Source organism: Acinetobacter shaoyimingii, assembly GCF_011578045.1.
Classification (GTDB): Bacteria; Pseudomonadota; Gammaproteobacteria; order Pseudomonadales; family Moraxellaceae; genus Acinetobacter; species Acinetobacter shaoyimingii.
Genome location: NZ_CP049801.1, coordinates 419,898 through 437,629, shown reverse-complemented (window position 1 = coordinate 437,629; position 17,732 = coordinate 419,898). Strand labels below are relative to the sequence as shown.

16 protein-coding genes are annotated in these 17,732 nt (G+C 36.9%); 12 read left to right on the top strand and 4 right to left on the bottom strand.

Annotated elements, in window-relative coordinates; translation table 11 throughout:
• Nucleotides 1–243: 243 nt before the first annotated feature.
• The 7 genes from ribA to G8E00_RS01925 all read left to right on the top strand — a co-directional run bounded on the left by ribA (nucleotide 244) and on the right by G8E00_RS01925 (nucleotide 9,250).
• The gene (gene ribA / locus G8E00_RS01955) at nucleotides 244–846 is read left to right on the top strand and encodes a GTP cyclohydrolase II (RefSeq protein WP_166221646.1); all 603 of its coding nucleotides are present in this window, start codon (nucleotides 244–246) and stop codon (nucleotides 844–846) included.
• 132 nt (nucleotides 847–978) lie between these two features.
• Nucleotides 979–1,926, top strand: coding sequence for an oxygen-dependent coproporphyrinogen oxidase (gene hemF, locus G8E00_RS01950; RefSeq protein WP_166221644.1), 948 nt, complete (start codon nucleotides 979–981; stop codon nucleotides 1,924–1,926).
• Nucleotides 1,927–2,223: 297 nt separating this feature from the next.
• The gene (locus G8E00_RS01945) at nucleotides 2,224–2,430 is read left to right on the top strand and encodes a hypothetical protein (protein ID WP_166008646.1); all 207 of its coding nucleotides are present in this window, start codon (nucleotides 2,224–2,226) and stop codon (nucleotides 2,428–2,430) included.
• A gap of 316 nt (nucleotides 2,431–2,746) precedes the next feature.
• Complete coding sequence (aroE, locus tag G8E00_RS01940) at nucleotides 2,747–3,535, top strand: shikimate dehydrogenase (protein WP_166221642.1); 789 nt, start codon at nucleotides 2,747–2,749, stop codon at nucleotides 3,533–3,535.
• A gap of 472 nt (nucleotides 3,536–4,007) precedes the next feature.
• Nucleotides 4,008–5,831 (top strand): acyl-CoA dehydrogenase C-terminal domain-containing protein, encoded by a 1,824-nt coding sequence (locus tag G8E00_RS01935; protein WP_166221640.1) that lies wholly within the window; start codon nucleotides 4,008–4,010, stop codon nucleotides 5,829–5,831.
• A gap of 767 nt (nucleotides 5,832–6,598) precedes the next feature.
• The gene (locus tag G8E00_RS01930; protein ID WP_166221638.1) at nucleotides 6,599–6,901 is read left to right on the top strand and encodes a hypothetical protein; all 303 of its coding nucleotides are present in this window, start codon (nucleotides 6,599–6,601) and stop codon (nucleotides 6,899–6,901) included.
• A gap of 375 nt (nucleotides 6,902–7,276) precedes the next feature.
• Nucleotides 7,277–9,250: a BCCT family transporter gene (locus tag G8E00_RS01925; protein ID WP_166221636.1), complete on the top strand. Its 1,974-nt coding sequence runs from the start codon at nucleotides 7,277–7,279 to the stop codon at nucleotides 9,248–9,250.
• A gap of 40 nt (nucleotides 9,251–9,290) precedes the next feature.
• Here G8E00_RS01925 and G8E00_RS01920 read toward each other — a convergent pair whose 3' ends face one another.
• Together G8E00_RS01920 and hemW are read right to left on the bottom strand one after the other, a co-directional pair.
• Nucleotides 9,291–10,841 carry a phosphoethanolamine transferase gene (locus G8E00_RS01920; RefSeq protein WP_166221634.1) on the bottom strand — a complete coding sequence of 517 codons (1,551 nt, stop codon included), beginning with the start codon at nucleotides 10,839–10,841 and terminating at the stop codon, nucleotides 9,291–9,293.
• 93 nt (nucleotides 10,842–10,934) lie between these two features.
• Nucleotides 10,935–12,092 carry a radical SAM family heme chaperone HemW gene (hemW, locus tag G8E00_RS01915; protein WP_166221632.1) on the bottom strand — a complete coding sequence of 386 codons (1,158 nt, stop codon included), beginning with the start codon at nucleotides 12,090–12,092 and terminating at the stop codon, nucleotides 10,935–10,937.
• 192 nt (nucleotides 12,093–12,284) lie between these two features.
• Here hemW and G8E00_RS01910 point away from each other — a divergent pair, with 192 nt between their 5' ends.
• From G8E00_RS01910 to G8E00_RS01895, 4 genes are all read left to right on the top strand, one after another.
• Entirely contained in the window at nucleotides 12,285–12,746 is a 462-nt protein-coding gene (locus G8E00_RS01910) for a DMT family transporter (protein ID WP_166008652.1), read from the top strand.
• Nucleotides 12,747–12,862: 116 nt separating this feature from the next.
• Complete coding sequence (locus G8E00_RS01905; protein WP_406741459.1) at nucleotides 12,863–14,179, top strand: MATE family efflux transporter; 1,317 nt, start codon at nucleotides 12,863–12,865, stop codon at nucleotides 14,177–14,179.
• A 175-nt stretch (nucleotides 14,180–14,354) separates the two neighbouring features.
• Nucleotides 14,355–15,656: an ABC1 kinase family protein gene (locus tag G8E00_RS01900; protein WP_166221628.1), complete on the top strand. Its 1,302-nt coding sequence runs from the start codon at nucleotides 14,355–14,357 to the stop codon at nucleotides 15,654–15,656.
• A 185-nt stretch (nucleotides 15,657–15,841) separates the two neighbouring features.
• Complete coding sequence (locus G8E00_RS01895; RefSeq protein ID WP_166008655.1) at nucleotides 15,842–16,090, top strand: type B 50S ribosomal protein L31; 249 nt, start codon at nucleotides 15,842–15,844, stop codon at nucleotides 16,088–16,090.
• A gap of 188 nt (nucleotides 16,091–16,278) precedes the next feature.
• On the opposite strand, the gene crcB is transcribed toward G8E00_RS01895, so the two are convergent.
• Complete coding sequence (gene crcB / locus G8E00_RS01890; protein ID WP_166221626.1) at nucleotides 16,279–16,659, bottom strand: fluoride efflux transporter CrcB; 381 nt, start codon at nucleotides 16,657–16,659, stop codon at nucleotides 16,279–16,281.
• A 184-nt stretch (nucleotides 16,660–16,843) separates the two neighbouring features.
• Between crcB and G8E00_RS01885 the strand changes: the two genes are divergently transcribed.
• Nucleotides 16,844–17,176, top strand: coding sequence for a HopJ type III effector protein (locus G8E00_RS01885; protein WP_166221623.1), 333 nt, complete (start codon nucleotides 16,844–16,846; stop codon nucleotides 17,174–17,176).
• Nucleotides 17,177–17,278: 102 nt separating this feature from the next.
• Here G8E00_RS01885 and G8E00_RS01880 read toward each other — a convergent pair whose 3' ends face one another.
• On the bottom strand, nucleotides 17,279–17,692 hold the full coding sequence (locus G8E00_RS01880) for a GFA family protein (RefSeq protein ID WP_166008658.1): 414 nt from the start codon (nucleotides 17,690–17,692) through the stop codon (nucleotides 17,279–17,281).
• Nucleotides 17,693–17,732 lie beyond the last annotated feature (40 nt).

Sequence of the window (17,732 nt, the reverse complement as noted above, 5' to 3'; positions counted from 1 at the left end):
CTGAATCGAAAAATATCACCGTCAATCATCCACATTTATATTGGTGCATTATTAAGCACGTGCTTAATCGGTCGCTGTTTAATAGGTAGATTATCCTGAATTACACTAGTACTTATCAACTATTATCGTACCCTTTGTACAAAAAAGAAAATCTTCTATCGAAAATTGCATAACGATATACATCCAATTTCTGATCATTCAGCTATACTTTAGCTAATTTATGAACATGTAATGGAAGTATCTGTGCCTATAGAATTTGTCGCCACCTCAAAATTACCGACCGCTTTTGGTGATTTCAAAATCTCAGTTTTTCAAGATCCTGAAACTGGCGAGGAACATGTTGCGCTTTCTAAGGGTCTGGACACGCCACCACAAGGCCCTGTTTTAGTTCGTATTCATTCCGAATGTTTAACGGGTGATGCTTTTGCCTCATTGAAATGTGATTGTGGCCCTCAACTACAAGCGACTCAAAAACTCATTAATGATGTAGGTCAAGGCGTTATCCTTTATTTACGTCAAGAAGGTCGCGGTATAGGTTTAACCAATAAAATCCGCGCTTATGCCTTACAAGACCAAGGTCATGACACCGTCGATGCAAATCTCATGTTAAATCTTCCTGCAGATGCTCGTCGTTATGATATGTGTAATATCATGCTGAATCACTTGAAAATCGACCAAGTGAAACTGATTACCAATAATCCCCTTAAAATAAAAGCACTCACGGATTTGGGCATCAATGTTGTGGATCGCATTCCACTTACTGTGGGCTTAAATCCGTTTAACGAAGAATATTTAAAAACCAAACATGATCGTATGTCTCATATGTATGAGAAAACCGATTTTTAATCCTTTAAGGTCAATTTCTTAGACGAGCCAGTCATTTCTATCATAAAGCCATAAAAATCCCTTAATTTTTTTATGGTTTTATGTTTTGATGTATTTAGTTTTTAAATTTTATTCTTCCTAGTGAGGGTCATCATGCAGAATCCGACTTCAGCTGATATTCAACGTGTACGTGAATTTCTCCTCGATTTACAAGCGCGCATTTGTGCTGGTTTAGAGCAGCAAGAGCGTGCAGGTGGTGGAACAGCAGAATTTATTATTGATGAATGGGAACGTCCAGAAGGTGGCGGTGGCCGTTCTCGCGTTTTGCAAAATGGTACGGTGATTGAAAAAGGTGGTGTGATGTTCTCTCACATCAATATTTCAAAACTGCCTGCTTCAGCAACAGAACGACACCCTCAGATTGCGGGTGCCAAAGCACAGGCTTTGGGTGTATCACTCGTCATTCACCCGAAAAATCCAAATGTGCCAACATCACATGCCAATGTTCGTTTGTTCGTGGCTGAAAAAGAAGGACAAGATCCAATTTGGTGGTTTGGTGGTGGTTTTGACTTAACCCCTTTCTACCCAAATGATGAAGATGTTTTAGCTTGGCATCAAAAAGCGCATGATTTATGTGCGCCGTTTGGTGAAAATGTTTATGCAGGACATAAAAAATGGTGTGATGACTATTTCTATTTAAAACATCGAGATGAACAACGTGGTGTAGGCGGTCTGTTTTTTGATGATTTGAATCAATGGGATTTCGAAACATGCTTTAAGTATATTCAAGCTGTCGGAAATGGATACTTAGAGGCAATCCTTCCTATTTTCCAACGTAATCAGGATAAGCCTTATACTGAAGCGCAGCGTGATTTCCAGATCTATCGTCGTGGCCGCTATGTTGAATACAACTTGGTCTATGACCGTGGTACCTTGTTTGGTCTACAAACAGGTGGACGTATTGAATCTATTTTAGTGAGCCTGCCAAATTTAGCAGGATGGTCATACCGTCCAGAATGGGATCAAGATTCTGCTGAAAAACGTTTGAGTGATTTCTATTTAAAACCACAAGACTGGTTAACTGAACTTCAATCTCAATAGTTTGAAACTTTTCATTGCAATTAAAAAAGCTATCTACACGATAGCTTTTTTAATCTGTGTAATCTATGTTTGTTGTTTATTTACACTTAATTTATACAATTAGATTCATAAAAAATGAAAAAATTATTTACAAATCATTATTATATTTTAATTTTCACACTTCAAATTAATCCATATACAGTCTAAAATCTAAGCTTAATTTGATTTAAATTAAAACATGCTGTGACACATTAAAACATCTCAGTATTTCTAAGTCGTATAAGATTAATTTTCATTCAAAAATTTTGGAGTCCGAACATGCTTTCTCAATTAATGAATCACAAAATTAAAATTTCTTTCGGTATGCTGATGTTGGTCATTACAGCCATTATCGTTGCTATTGCATCTTCAAATGCAGTTTCTGATGGTATTTCAATCTCAGTTGCAACTGTGCTTTCATTCGGTATTTTAGCTATTATTCCCTTTATTGTTCTTGATACCATTCATTCAATCTGTAATCCATAATTCGACTCTATCTATAGAACAATGATTTAAAGCCTTAACACTGATCAACCGATTTATTCACATAGATAAAGTTGCTTTTTTTTGCCGATAAAATGCTGTACTGATTCAGTTATTTTTATAAAATTTTTTCAATTAAATACCCTGCTTTATATCTCTCTAAAACCGTCTTATAAAGTGATGGTTCTTTTTTTTGCATATCCTTAGTGTACCAATTGAAGTGCTTATTGATTATCAAACCTCTAAATACAGCTTAATTGAATGCGTAAATTCAAGTATATTGTTAAGCCTTTAAGGTTTCAGTATATGGAAATATGACATGACCAAACAATTCGCAGTCATTGGTAATCCGATTGAACAATCACGCTCTCCCGAGCTTCATCATGCTTTCGCCAAGAAAACTGGAATTGATTTAAATTATGTCAAACGCTTTGCTGAGCTCAATGAGTTTGAAAACAGCGTTCAAGAATTTTTCCAAAATAACGGCGCTGGCATGAATGTCACAGTACCTTTTAAGGAGCGTGCTTTTAACCTATGTGATGAATTGACAGCACGTGCCAAAATTGCAAAAGCAGTCAACACCCTGTGGAAGAAAGATGGCAAACTACATGGCGATAATACTGATGGTCAGGGTTTAGTAGATGCCATTCATGCACTGGATTGGTCATTAGACGAATCATCGATTTTAATTTTAGGTGCAGGTGGTGCAACACGTGGGGTGATTTATCCACTGGTTCAAGCGGGTGCAAAAAAGATTGTGATTGCCAATCGTACCCTTTCCCGTGCTGAACAACTGGTGAATGACCTTCAAAGTGCTGTTCCCACAACGACTCTCCTTGCATGTGGTTTAGATCAACTGCAAGGTCAATTTGACTTGGTCATCAATGCCACATCTGCCAGTTTAACTGGTGATACACTCACACTACCTGACGCACTACAATTTAAATACGCCTATGAAATGGCATATGGTAAACCTTCTTCTTTTATCGATCAGGCCAAACAGCGTGGTGTTCCTTATGCAGAAGGCTATGGCATGCTGGTTGGGCAGGCAATTGAAGCTTTTTCAATTTGGAATGGCATTAAACCCGCATTAAAAGATTTTATTTAATTTCATATGATGTACAGGGTATTTAAAATGATTTTTTACATACCCGCGTCAGCTTAATGACTCGACAGCTCTTTTTCATGAGTAAAATATTACTACTGTTCATGCTTGAGAAAGACAACTATTCAATGAATTTAAAAGACTTAAAAATATTATTTTTTGTTATATTGATTTAACATTCACTGACTTTTTAGACAAAAACAAAACAGAAAAAAAGCTTCAAAAAAAGTAAAATTCAACAAAACACAGACCTAGAATAAATGTTTGAAATAATTGAGCATAGGACCTAAATCAGGATTTTTTTAATTGTCATTTTGACAATCATTATTTCCCATATTTAAAATGAGATTTTAGTAAACCTATTCGCATTTCTGACATTTTTTTTAGCTTGTGTTATCAATGTTTTTTATCCAATAAAAATGAATAATCAGAGTTATAGACCAAAATATAAATAGATTAGATTAGGAATACGTCAATGCCTGCATATAAAGCGCCCATTCGTGATATCCGTTTTTTAATGAATGAAGTTTTTGATTACCCAGCACATTTCAAAACATTAAGTAATGGTGAAGCAGCAGATCCTGACACTGTAGATATGATTATCGAAGGTGCAGCAGATTTTTGTGAAAATGTATTATCACCTTTAAACCTGTCTGGTGATGAGGAAGGCTGTCATTTTAAAGATGGTGAAGTCACAACACCAAAAGGATTCAAAGAAGCATACGATCAATTTGTTCAAGGTGGATGGCAAGGTCTGTCTTACCCAGAAGAATTTGGCGGTCAAGGTTTGCCAATGTCTTTAAACTTGGTTAAATCTGAAATGATGGGTACAGCGAACTGGTCATTTACCATGTATCCAGGTTTAAGTATGGGCTGTATGAATACCATCATGCAGTTTGGTACTGAAGAACAAAAAAATACTTATATGCCACATTTAACTGCAGGTACTTGGTCAGGCACCATGTGTTTGACAGAACCTCAGTGTGGTACTGACTTAGGTCAAGTGAAAACCAAAGCTGAACCTGCTGCAGATGGCACGTATAAAATAACAGGGACAAAAATCTTTATTTCAGCAGGTGAACATGACCTGACTGAAAATATTATTCATATTGTACTTGCACGCCTTCCAGATGCACCCCCAGGGACTAAAGGTATCTCGTTATTTATCGTGCCTAAGTTTATTCCAACTACAGATGGTGGTGTGGGTGAACGCAACCCTGTGACTTGTGGTTCAATTGAACACAAAATGGGGATTCGAGCTTCTGCGACAGCTGTGCTTAACTTTGATGAAGCCACTGGATATTTGATTGGGGAGCGAAATAAAGGTTTGCATGCCATGTTTACCTTTATGAATACAGCACGTATTGGTACAGCTGTACAAGGTGTTGCACATGCTGAACTTGCTTTCCAAGGTGCACTGCCTTATGCCAAAGAACGTATGTCCATGCGTGCACTTTCTGGTAAAAAAGACCCAGAAAAAGTCGCTGATGCGATTATTCACCATGCTGACGTACGTCGCATGTTGTTAACACAAAAAGCCATTGCTGAAGGTGGTCGTGCGATGATTTATCATGCTGCACAATTGGCAGATAAAATGACTGATGCACTCGCACAGGGCGACCAAGCAAAATTTGATGAATACGATGATAAACTCGGTTTCTACACACCTATTTTAAAAGGTTTCTTAACTGAGTTAGGTCTAGAAGCTGCGAATCACGGTATGCAAGTGTTTGGTGGTCATGGCTATATTAAAGAACATGGCATGGAACAAATTGTCCGTGACGCTCGTATTTCAACCTTATACGAAGGTACAACGGGCGTTCAAGCACTCGATTTGATTGGTCGTAAAGTGTTGTTGACTTCAAAAGGCAAAGTGGTTCGTGATTACACTGCTGAAATTTTAAAATTCTGTGGTACTCATGCACGTAATAAATACATGCGTCGTTTTGCTTGGGACTTAACCAAAGTCTGCGCACAATGGAATGCTCTAACAGTCCGCATCATGCTTGCTGCTCGTAAGGATCGCGATATTGTTTCCAGTGCATCAGTTGATTATTTGATGTTCTCTGGTTATGCAATGATGGCATATTACTGGGCACAACAAGCCGCTGTCGCTTCTGCAAAATTAGCTTCTGGCGAAGGTCAGGAAACGCCTGAGTTCTACAAAGCGAAAATCAAATTGGCAGATTTCTATTTTGAGCGCTTACTTCCTCGCTCACAAGGTCATGCTGAAGCCATGGTCAATCCATCGAAAACCATGACTTCACTTGCTGCTGAACATTTTAGTTTTGACTATTAATATTTCAGCCAATTAAAAAAGAGCACTCAGGTGCTCTTTTTTTATCTTTGCTACAAGACTTTTCAATCATACAATGCATAAACTACTAAAAAAATGAATACGAAAAATTCAAATGCACAATAATGATCATCAAAAAAATGAAACATCGGAACCTATGCAAGACACTTCTGTACTTGGAATCGTTTCGACTTATATCGGGCTCACGAGCTACATCATCATCGGCATATGTTTGATCTTTTTATTTTATCAAGCCACTAAACCGTGTACATATGGTCACAGATGTGAAGGTATACCCTTTTTTGAATTATTATTTGTATTGGCGTCGATCTTTGTCGTGATTAGTCTTTTCGCTGGTTTTTTGGCTTATCTTGCTCCCAAAAAGGATACTGAATTTCGCATGCAAAAACGTCAGCAAGGTTTAAGCCTAAACTTTTCATTGTTCTGGCTTTGTCTTTTATATCTTGGGTTCGGTATCATAATGACAATGAGTTAATGATTTTTTCAGCAATTGAGAAGTCAGATCGTTCCCTGATTTTTGTTGTCCAAAAATGAGTCAACAATATGAAGAAATTAAGAATTTTAATTGAATAATAAAACATCGAAATGGATTTATTTTAAACAAAAATATTTTATATATTTTTAATTATTAAATACTTAGGTAAAAATAAGGCTAAAATTTAATCTTTACAAAAGCACAATCTATAGCTCCATACATTCTCCACAAGCTAAGCCTAAGATCAACCCATTGAATACATGAGTACATCACAATGAAAAAATTAATTTCAGGTTTACTGGTTGGTATTATCGCTTCAACTTGTGCAATGACGACGATGGCAGCACCATCATTTGCTCATGATAGACATGCTCAACATCAAATGGATAAAAAATCTGTGTCTCATCATCAAACGCATTATAAAAATGATCATCGACAAGCACATTCATTTTATGACCGCAAGCATAAACCAAACCATCCGAAATTAAATCACAGCCAAAATCATAATGGCTTTTTTAAGAAAAATAGCCATCAAGACCATAACCCGAAACATAGATTTATTGGTCAACACCACTAGGCCAATGATCCAATTTAAAGAGCGCAATTGCGCTCTTTTTTATTTTTTCAACAATAGATCTCAACAAGGAAATAATCATTATCATCAATGCCTGGCTTATTTATGTTGTTTTAGCCAAAATTATATAACGCATAGCTGATGTTTCAACAGGCTTTAAAATTTCAAAATTTAAAGCACTTTACTGATGAAGTGAGCTGAATGTAAAAGGTTACATTAAGTTAACTGCTTTCTTTTTAAGCATAAATTATCATAACATATAAATTCAAATTGACTTGAATTCATCACTTCTTTTATTTGCATTTGCAAATATTTCTTTTGATCTGAAATGTTAATTTCATGATCACAATCATAGATTAAAAATTATATGGGGGATTTATGCCTTCAAAAAACACGTCTTGGTATTCCAATGTGAATCCCAATGTTTTTTTAAGTACAGTCATTTTTATTGTCTTATTTTTAGCTTTGGTCATCTTTGCCCCAAACTCATTTGACCTACTCACCAAGCAACTGAACCAATGGGTAACCGATTCCTTCAGTTGGTTCTATGTCTTATCGGTTGCTGTGTTTTTGATTTTACTCATCTACATTGCAATCTCAGATATGGGCAAAATCAAATTAGGACCTGACCATAGCCAACCGACTTACAGCAATGCATCATGGTTTGCCATGCTCTTTACAGCAGGTATGGGTATTGGCTTAATTTTCTTTGGTGTCGCAGAGCCTGTGATGCATTATCTATCTCCGCCAAGCGGTGAAGCCAAGACCATTGAAGCTGCCCAGCAAGCCATGCGTGTGACCTTTTTCCATTGGGGTTTCCATGCTTGGGCGATTTATAGCATTGTCGGATTAGCCTTGGCTTATTTTGCCTATCGACATCAATTACCCTTAAAAATTCGTTCAGCTTTATACCCTTTGATTGGTCAAAAAATCTATGGTCCTATTGGTGATGCCGTCGATACCTTTGCCACCATCGGGACTGTATTTGGTGTTGCGACGACACTTGGTTTTGGTGTGACCCAAATCAATTCAGGTCTCAATTATTTATTTGGTATTGAACAGTCATCTACAGTTCAAATTGTTTTAATTATTGTGGTTAGTTTAATGGCGTCATTATCGGTCTTTTTTGGATTAGATAAAGGAATTAAACGACTTTCTGAAATTAACTTGGTGCTGGCTTTAATCCTGTTACTGTTTGTTTTCTTTACCAGTTCAAGCATCTACTTGCTTCAAACCACCATTCAAAATGCAGGTCAGTATATTTCCAATCTGTTTAGCATGACTTTTAATTTATATGCTTATCAGCCCAATGGTTGGATCGGAGGATGGACCATTATGTATTGGGCTTGGTGGATCTCATGGTCACCATTTGTCGGTATGTTTATTGCCCGTGTTTCTGAAGGCCGAAGTATCCGTGAATTTATTATTGGTGTACTGCTCATTCCTTCTGGCTTTACCCTGATTTGGATGGGCTTTATGGGCAATGCTGCACTGTTCAGTATTCTTCAAGAAAACAACACTGCACTCATTCAAGCGGTACAACAAGATTCGTCTGTTGCGCTATTTGAGTATTTAAAAAGCCTACCTTTTTCAACCACGATGAGCTTTTTAGCGACATTCTTGATTATGCTGTTTTTTGTGACTTCAGCCGATTCTGGAGCATTAGTGACAGACTATCTCACTGCAAAATCAGATCAATCGCCTGTATGGCAACGCCTGTTTTGGACAGTGTTGATGGCTGTACTTGCGATTATCTTATTGGTGATGGGGGGGCTAAGCGCTTTACAATCTGCAACCATGATCAGTGCACTTCCCTTCACCGTTATTTTGCTTTTCATTTGTTGGAGCTTAATGAAAGCATTGCGGTTAGATGTCACTAAAATGCATGCACTGCAAATTGCACGGATTACCCCTAGAGCAATTCAAAATCCGAGAAGTTGGCAACAGCGTTTAGGATTGATCATGCATTATCCTCATGGGTTGGATGAAGTGAAACAGTTTATCGCTCAGGATGTTAGAGATGCTTTTCACAGCATTCAAAAGGAATTGAAACGCCGTCATATCCACGTTGAAATTTATGACGTTGATGATGGCCTCGAACTTCGTGTCGATCATCACGATGAAATCAATTTTATTTATCAGGTGATTGCCAGAGAAAACTTAGCACCGAGTTTTATGGCTGAAGTTGATCAAGATGATGCCGCATCTTTTCAAGCGGAAGTGTTTTTGAGAGAAGGCGGTCAAGGCTATGATGTCATGGATTGGACACGTGAAGATCTCATTCAGGATATTATTGATCAATATGAACGTCATTTACATTTCTTAAGTGTGGTGCGTACGCCTGAAAGTTGATTAATTTTTATTTACTTTAATGGAACTAAAGAAGAGCAGACTAACGCTCTTCTTTAGTTCCAAGATAAAAATCTGCAACCGTTGCAGGATCATCTTTAGCAGGATTTACTTCAATTATCCTTTTAAGTCCATAATCATTTTTGTCTGAAATTCCATCAAATAGATCATACTGTTCAAATTGAGCACTCTGTATACCCAACCAATGTGCTATGCCTCTTGTGAAATTGAGCCCTGATTTTTCTGATTTCAAAACTTTTCTAATTTCATCATCACTGGAAACTTTAAATAGAGGTATCTGATAATGGCGCTTTGACTCTCCTGCATTATCAATTTTTAACTTATTTCCATCAAAATGTTGATTTAGACCATGATCAGAAAAATAAATTATAGAAAATGTCTCGCCATTCTTTTTAAATTTATCGCTTAAAATTTCATAAGTACTTTTTATAAAATCATCTGTCTGATGTATTGAACTTATATAACAAGCTAGATATTCATAGCGTTTATCTTTAGCTAGATATATCTGAGATTCATAATTCAAACGATCACATGCATTTGTATGCGATCCCATCGTATGTAAGACAACTAATTTCGGTTCATTTATTTTGTCATCTAATGCTTTTTCTAAATGAGTTAGTAATTGTGTATCTTGTATATTTTGTGAATTATAATCGTTAAACTTTAAAAACGTTTTATTGATTGACTGATTTGCAATAGCTGTAATCGGAGTATCATGTTTACCAAATTGTCCTTGATTCGAAAACCAGTACGTTTTATATCCAGCTTTGTTCGCCAATTGAATAAAGGTTTTTGAGTAGTCTGCTTCTCTATTCAAAACATCTGGATTTGTAAGCATTAACCTTAATGAGCCAATCGTATACCTATCTCCCGAACTTAAACCATCAACCAAAACACCTGCAGAATTTGATAAAAATGTTGTGTTTTGAACTGGATAACCATAAGCATTAAAGAAATCCCTACGAGCACTTTCCCCAATAATTAAAATATGATTTTTGTATTTTGGCGTAAAACTATCAACTGTCCAAGTATCATTAGCGGAAACCTTTTGGAGTTCTTTTATCTCTTTACTTACCAAATGTACGCTATCATAACAATCTAAGTAAAATTCAAAAATTTCCGTCTTTGAACAAAATAAAATAAATAAAATGATGATAAAAAATTTATTTTTATAAAACATTATTTCCTTTTTTGTCACGATTAATTTTGTGATAAAAAAAGAAATGAATAAAAATAATGCATAAAGATAATTATGTAGAGGAATTAGAAATAAAAATTCTTTCGCTTCCGAAAAATTTGTTGCATACAATGAAACAATATTTTGAAAATTTGGGACACCATATGACATCCCGATCGGAACATATAAAAGCGTCAAAAAAAGTATGGGAAAAACAAAATATCTATAAGCTATTTCTGAACCCATTAACACTAAAATAATCAATGCAAAAATGATAATATCTATAGGTGGTGCATACTGATTAATCCCATTGAGCAATAGTGCTGAGGATAATATAGCGAGCAACACAACACATATAACTTCAACCACTTTATTATTTTTAAAAAAAAGCAACATATGAATCGTTTAAAAAGTCATGAAAATACTTACATGAATTATAACATTAAAAAACACATATATTTCAAACATTTAAAAATAATTTAATGAAGTTCATCTAATAAATTTTTCCAACACCGAATTTAAGAAAATATGCCCTTGTTCAGTACATGCGAGAGATTGCACATCATTGATCATTAATTTTCGTTCACGAAGCGAAGTCCAAACAGGCTCTAAACTATCTAGACTTAAACCTGTACGCTCTGGATAAAGCTGGGCATTTACACCATCATTTAATCGCAGTGCATTCATCATAAATTCAAATGGCATATCTGCATTTTCAATCTTTTTAAACTGTAGATGCTCAGCAGGTACATGGGCTAAATAATCTTTCGGTAATCGCGTTTTTTGAAAACGATAAACCCCGTCAGGTTTGGTGATTTTGCCATGTGCTCCTGCACCAATCGCCAAGTAATCACCAAATTGCCAATAATTTAAATTGTGTGCCGATGGCTTTTCTTTGCGCCATGCGGACACTTCATAATTGATAAAACCACTGGCTTTTAAGTAAGCCTCACCCTGTTCTTGAATCTCTTCTAGAACATCATCTGTCGGTAAAATCGGTTGTGTTCTAAAAAACACAGTATTAGGCTCGATGGTCAGTTGATACCATGAAATATGCGTTGCGCCATGTTCTACCGCAAGTTTTAAATCATTCAAGGCTTGCTCTAAACTTTGTCCAGGCAAACCATGCATCAAATCTACATTGATGCGTTCAAAACCTGCATCTTTGGCTAATCGAATGGCTTGAAGTGCATCATCATTATTGTGAATCCGCCCCAAACGCTTTAAATGCTCAGTATTGAAACTTTGTACACCAATAGATAACCGATTGATTCCTGCTACCAAATAGCCTGCAAATGGGTCATGTTCAACAGTGCCTGGATTGGCTTCTAAGGTGATTTCACAGGCTTGCTGAAAAGGAATGTATTGTTTGAGCTGATCAAACAACCAAACATAACCTTTTGCAGAAATAAGCGATGGTGTTCCTCCACCAATAAAAACACTATGAATGGCACGACCTTGGGCAAAATCAATCTGTGTTTTAAAGTCCTCAACCAGTGCTTTTAAATATTCTTGCTCTAAATCTGAACTGAGTGCACCATTGGGAACAGCATGTGAATTAAAATCACAATAGGGACACTTTTTCACACACCAAGGCATATGAATATATAAAGATAAAGGAACATTAGCTGGATTTAAATTGGACAAGGAACAAGCTCAAAACTTCAAAGGCTCATTTTAACATGACTCAACACAAAGGTCTTAATGTGATCATGCTTTGATGCAATGTACATCTACTGATTTTTCGTCTGTATGGTTCTTATTTTTATCTAGAATTGATGAAGTATATCGAAAGAATATACATTAGACTAAAAAGCAAACAAGATGATCGATGTGAATATGATTAAAATATCAAGTCAATTACTATTTCTTATGCCACTTGCTTTTGGTATTGGTATCGCACTGACTGTTCAAACGGCGATTAATAGCCAATTGCGTGAAATTTTATATTCCCCTCTTCAAGCTGGGCTTTTATCCTTTATCGTTGGTACAATACTGCTTGCCTTATTGGTGACTTTTCAAGATGTCCCAAAACCGAGCTTTGAAACATTGAGTCACATGCCTTGGTATTTATGGATTGGCGGTTGCTTGGGTGTTTATGCCATTAGTATCAGTATCTTAACTGCGCCTAAACTTGGTTTTCTGACTTTTTCAGGCTTGGTTATTTTTGGTCAAATTGTGATGTCCATGATTTTAGATCAGTTTGGTTGGCTTGGTGTCGAAAAAACACCCGTCAATTGGCAACGTGTTTCTGGGGCAGTCATTATCTTTATTGGGGTCATGTTAACTTTACAACGTTAAACATCCATTTTTATTTTTCTGCATTTTTAACTTATCTCCATTTTTAATTACGAGTAATGTACGTGTCCACCGTCGTCCAAAGCACCCGTTTCGAACTAAAACATCTGTTTCATTTAATGATCCCCATTTTAATTACGCAGTTTTCTCAGGCGGGATTAGGTCTTATTGACACCATTATGGCTGGGCATTTATCCCCTACAGATCTGGCAGCTGTTGCCGTGGGGGTTGGTTTATGGATGCCGATCATGCTCCTGTTTAGCGGTATTATGATTGCAACAACACCTTTAGTCGCTGAAGCCAATGGTGAAAAATCTCCTGAAAAAATCGCCACCATTGCCCGTCAATCATTATGGATCGCTTTCATTTTAGGGGTGATTGCAGGATTAATTTTACAATTTACGCCTTTGTTACTTCCGCTTCTAGGTGTTCCAGATACATTACTTCCGAAAGCCAGTCTTTTCTTGCATTCGATTGGTTTTGGTATGCCTGCGGTGACCATGTATGCAGCTTTACGTGGTTATTCAGAAGCTTTGGGATATCCACGTCCTGTGACAGTCATCAGCTTAGCTGCTTTAGTTGCCCTGATTCCACTGAACTTTATTTTTATGTATGGTCTGGGGCCTATTCCTGAATTAGGTAGTGCCGGTTGCGGCTTTGCAACAGCTATTTTACAGTGGCTCATGTTTGCTATTTTAGCGCTGTATATTTTTAAAAGCCCTTCATATGCTAAGACTCAAGTGTTTAAATCTTGGGAAAAAATGAATCCGTATTGGGTGAAGCGTATTTTAAAACTGGGGCTTCCGATTGGCTTAGCTATATTTTTTGAAGTCAGTATTTTCAGTACCGCAGCGATCGTCATTAGCCCTTTAGGTGAAACGATTATTGCAGCACATCAAATTGCCATCTCAGTCACTTCACAACTGTTTATGATTCCAATGTCATTGGCCATTGCCCTGACCATTCGAACAGGCATTTATTTTGGTGCTAAAAATCTTGAATCTATGCGTAAAATTCAGAAAATTGGTTTTGCAACAGGGAGTGTTTTTGCACTTATGACCATGGCATTTATTTGGTTTTTCCGCCCTGAAATCGCAGCCATTTATACGTCCGACCCTGAGGTGGCAGGTTTTGCTATGTACTTAATGCTATTTGCATTAGCCTATCAGCTGATGGATGCTTGGCAAATCAGTGCAGCAGGTTGTTTACGTGGCATGCAAGATACTAAAGGACCTATGTGGATTACCATGCTGGCGTATTGGGTGATTGCTTTCCCAGTTGGTGTCTATTTAAGTCGCTACACAGAGATGGGCGCTGCGGGTATCTGGGTTGGCTTAATTGTAGGTTTAGGCGTGGCATGTCTACTATTAATCTTACGTTTATATAGCAATAACAAAAAGTTAGCCCTGAAATTTAACACTCCTCTAAACTCATAAATCATACAAACCACTTTGTGATGATCACAACGTGGTTTAATTTCTCATAAACTTCGCATAAATGCCTAGAATACTCATATAGAAACAAAAGCTTAACAATTTAAAGTAGGCATTCTGATATTTGTCGCCTATGATCGAAATAGAAAAACTTGATCAAGTTTGAGGACAATTCCGAATGGCTAAAAATGCGAGCTCTCCTGGGCGTCGTTTTATGAAACTCGCAGGTATGACTGCTAGCATCGCGACCAAAACAGTATCTAACTCTATCCGTAATTTTAATGCTGACGAAGACAAAAAAAATGAATCTCGAAGTCAGCTCTTTCAAGACATCGGTTTACAAATTGCAGATACTTTAGGCGAGATGAAAGGCGCCGTCATGAAAGTCGGTCAAATTGCCTCACAGTATAAAGATATCTTTCCCCCTGAAGTTGCTAAAGCCATTGCAAAGCTACAACGACAAGCACCTCCAATGCCTTTTGCCCAAATCAAGCAACAAGTTGAAAAAGAACTGGGTAAACCACTCGATCAATCTTTTAAACAATTTGATGAAGCTCCATTTGCTGCTGCCTCTATTGGTCAAGTGCATAAAGCCATGCTCAAAAATGGTCAGGAAGTTGTGGTCAAAGTGCAATATCCTGGCGTCGATACAGCCTGCGAAAGTGACTTAAAACAAGTGCGTTTAGCACTACGTTTAATGGGTGTGTTGAAAGTAGATAAAAAGCTTCAAGACCGTTTGTTTAAAGAGATTCAAGACAGCTTACATGAAGAGCTCAATTATGAAATTGAGGCTCAAAACTTAGATGTTTTCCGTACGTTTCATGCCTCTCTAGACTCAAAAATTATTATTCCTAAAGTCTATTCTGAACATTCAAGCCGTCGAGTACTCACCTTAAGTTTAGAAAAAGGTGACAGTATTGAAACCGCGAGTACTTGGGACTTAAATACCCGCAATGAAATTGGCCGTCGACTCATTCAAGCACTGGGTCAGCAAATGTTCTATCTCAAACGTTTTCATTGCGACCCTCATCCTGGGAATTTTGCTTTTAAATCAGATGGTAGTGTCATTATTTATGACTTTGGCGGTGTTAAAACACTTTCAAATGAACTGGTGCAACGCTTTAAATCATTAGTTCGTGCAGGTCGTCGACATGATATTGCCGCAATTGAAGAGCATTTAGCATCATTGGATGCCCTAGCAGAAACAAATAAATTTCCTGCTGAACTGTATGACCAATGGCTAGAAGTGTTATTACGTCCGCTCACAACAAATTACGATTTTGCTGAAAATACAGCACACCACGATGGTGTGAAATTAGTAAAACAATCATTAAAATATTGGGATGTATTTAAACCATCTCCTGATACTTTAATGGTGAATCGAACCATTTCAGGACATTATTGGAACTTGATTCATCTGAAAGTAAATGACAATTTAAATGATTTATTTGAAGAGCTTATTCCAACGCTTGATGAATAATGCAAATGCTAGCAATAAGCTTAGATTGTATGCATTAAAGAATTTACCAACAAAGAATGAACCCACGTGTAATAGAGTGGAATAAAACTCTATTACAATTTTAAAACATGATCGTAAGCATGCTTTGATTTCATTTTGTTATACTATAACATTACATAGATAAATGATAATCACAGAGGTTCGCCATGCGTGAAGGAATTCATCCCGAATATCAAGAAGTGTTATTTCATGATACCAATGCCAATGCCTATTTTGTGATTCGTAGCACTTTACAAACGAATCAAACCAAAGAATATGAAGGCAAAACCTATCCTTATGTGACACTCGATATTTCCAGTGCATCACATCCGTTCTACACAGGTGAAATGCGTCAAGCCAGCAGTGATGGTCGTGTCGCTAACTTCAATAAACGTTTCGCTCGTTTCAAACGTTAATGCTTTATACGTTTATTCAAGTTTAAGGTTAAGACTTTCATTATCAAGCTTAGGGTCTGTTGGCATTTGCCATAACCGTCAGGATGAAAACATTTAGTTGTACAAACTCATTTTTCAGTCTAAGCATGCTCCTCCTGCTTAGACTTTTTTTTGCATCTTAGATTAGCATTTTTATAAGAGATTGATTTTTATTTTGCAGCAATACAGAGTTGAGTGAGGTAAAAGCCAAGCGCCAATATCACCACGCCTAAAACTAGACTCGATAATGCATAGACCATTGCAATGCTCAACTGCCCTTGACGGATGAGTTGAAAGGTTTCCAATCCGAAACTTGAAAATGTGGTAAAGCCTCCTAAAATTCCTACCATTAAAAATAACCGTGCTTCATTTTGTAAGCTTGGATACCGCAGTGTAAAGGCGAAAAAAATACCTGCTAGTAAGCATCCAAATAGGTTCACCGACCATGTAGTCCATGGAAATAAACTTTGCGGTTTTGTAATGATCAGTCCAGCGCCGTAGCGCAAACTTGCACCAATAGCACCGCCACATGCAACCAGTAACCAATTCATATAGATACTCTATTTTTAAAATGATGAACTCAGTCTATTGTTGACTGTTTTTACAATTTTCGCCATGTATTTCCTGATTGTTTTATTGATTTTGCTATAGATACGATAAGCAAGATTAGATTTGAATGACGCTCTTTTTTCGCTAAGATGTAGCCAGTTTTAAACCTAAAAAGGATTGATCGACATGGCACAGGTATTATTGGCGCAGCTAAAAGCAGGCGAAGCAAAATTTGCAGATGTGATTGCTTATATTGATTCAAAATTTAATCACACACCAACAGCTTTTAAAAATGGTCAACAAGCCAATGCTGCAACGGAAAACCAAGGTAGTGCTAAAGTGTTTTCATTCGCAAAATTAAATGATCTTAATGTAGAAGATACTTTAAGTTTGTTCGCTGAACACTATGCGGCTGTACTCGCAGCCCCAGAAGCGACAGATCATCAAAATATTCGCCAATTTATGATCAATGGTTGGGATGGTGTTGAATTTGAAGGCGCTGCTCTCACCGCAAAATAAGCAAAAATGTCGATTTAAAATTGTCATTTAAAATGCCAAAAAAGAGATCATCCGATCTCTTTTTTTAATCTTTCATTCCAAGCATTTTATTTTATAGCTGATTTATTCTGGCCACTCTGGGAACTGTTTTAAATCATCACAAATTTGATCCCACTCAGCTTTATGCGATGTAAAAACATGATAGCGAGGCTTATGTTCAACAGGCGTATCTAAAGTCCCTAGTCGCAATCGATAGTATTCTGGTGCTGAACTTTTATTGGCAATAATGGGTGAACCACATTGCATACAGAAACCACGTTCAACACCTTCAGAAGAACTGAAAAATTTTAATAGATGTTCGCCTTGTACAAATTTAAATTCAGTCTTTTTAACGGGTGCATTGGTGGCAAAAGCCGTGCCGTTGGATTTACGACACCGCTGACAATGACATTGGATAATTTCACCTATTTCGCCATGAATTTCATAACGAATACCACCACACAAACAACTTCCTTGGTACATTTTATTTACTGTCATCTGTTCAATTTATTTTGAAAATTTAAATCAGATTAGCACA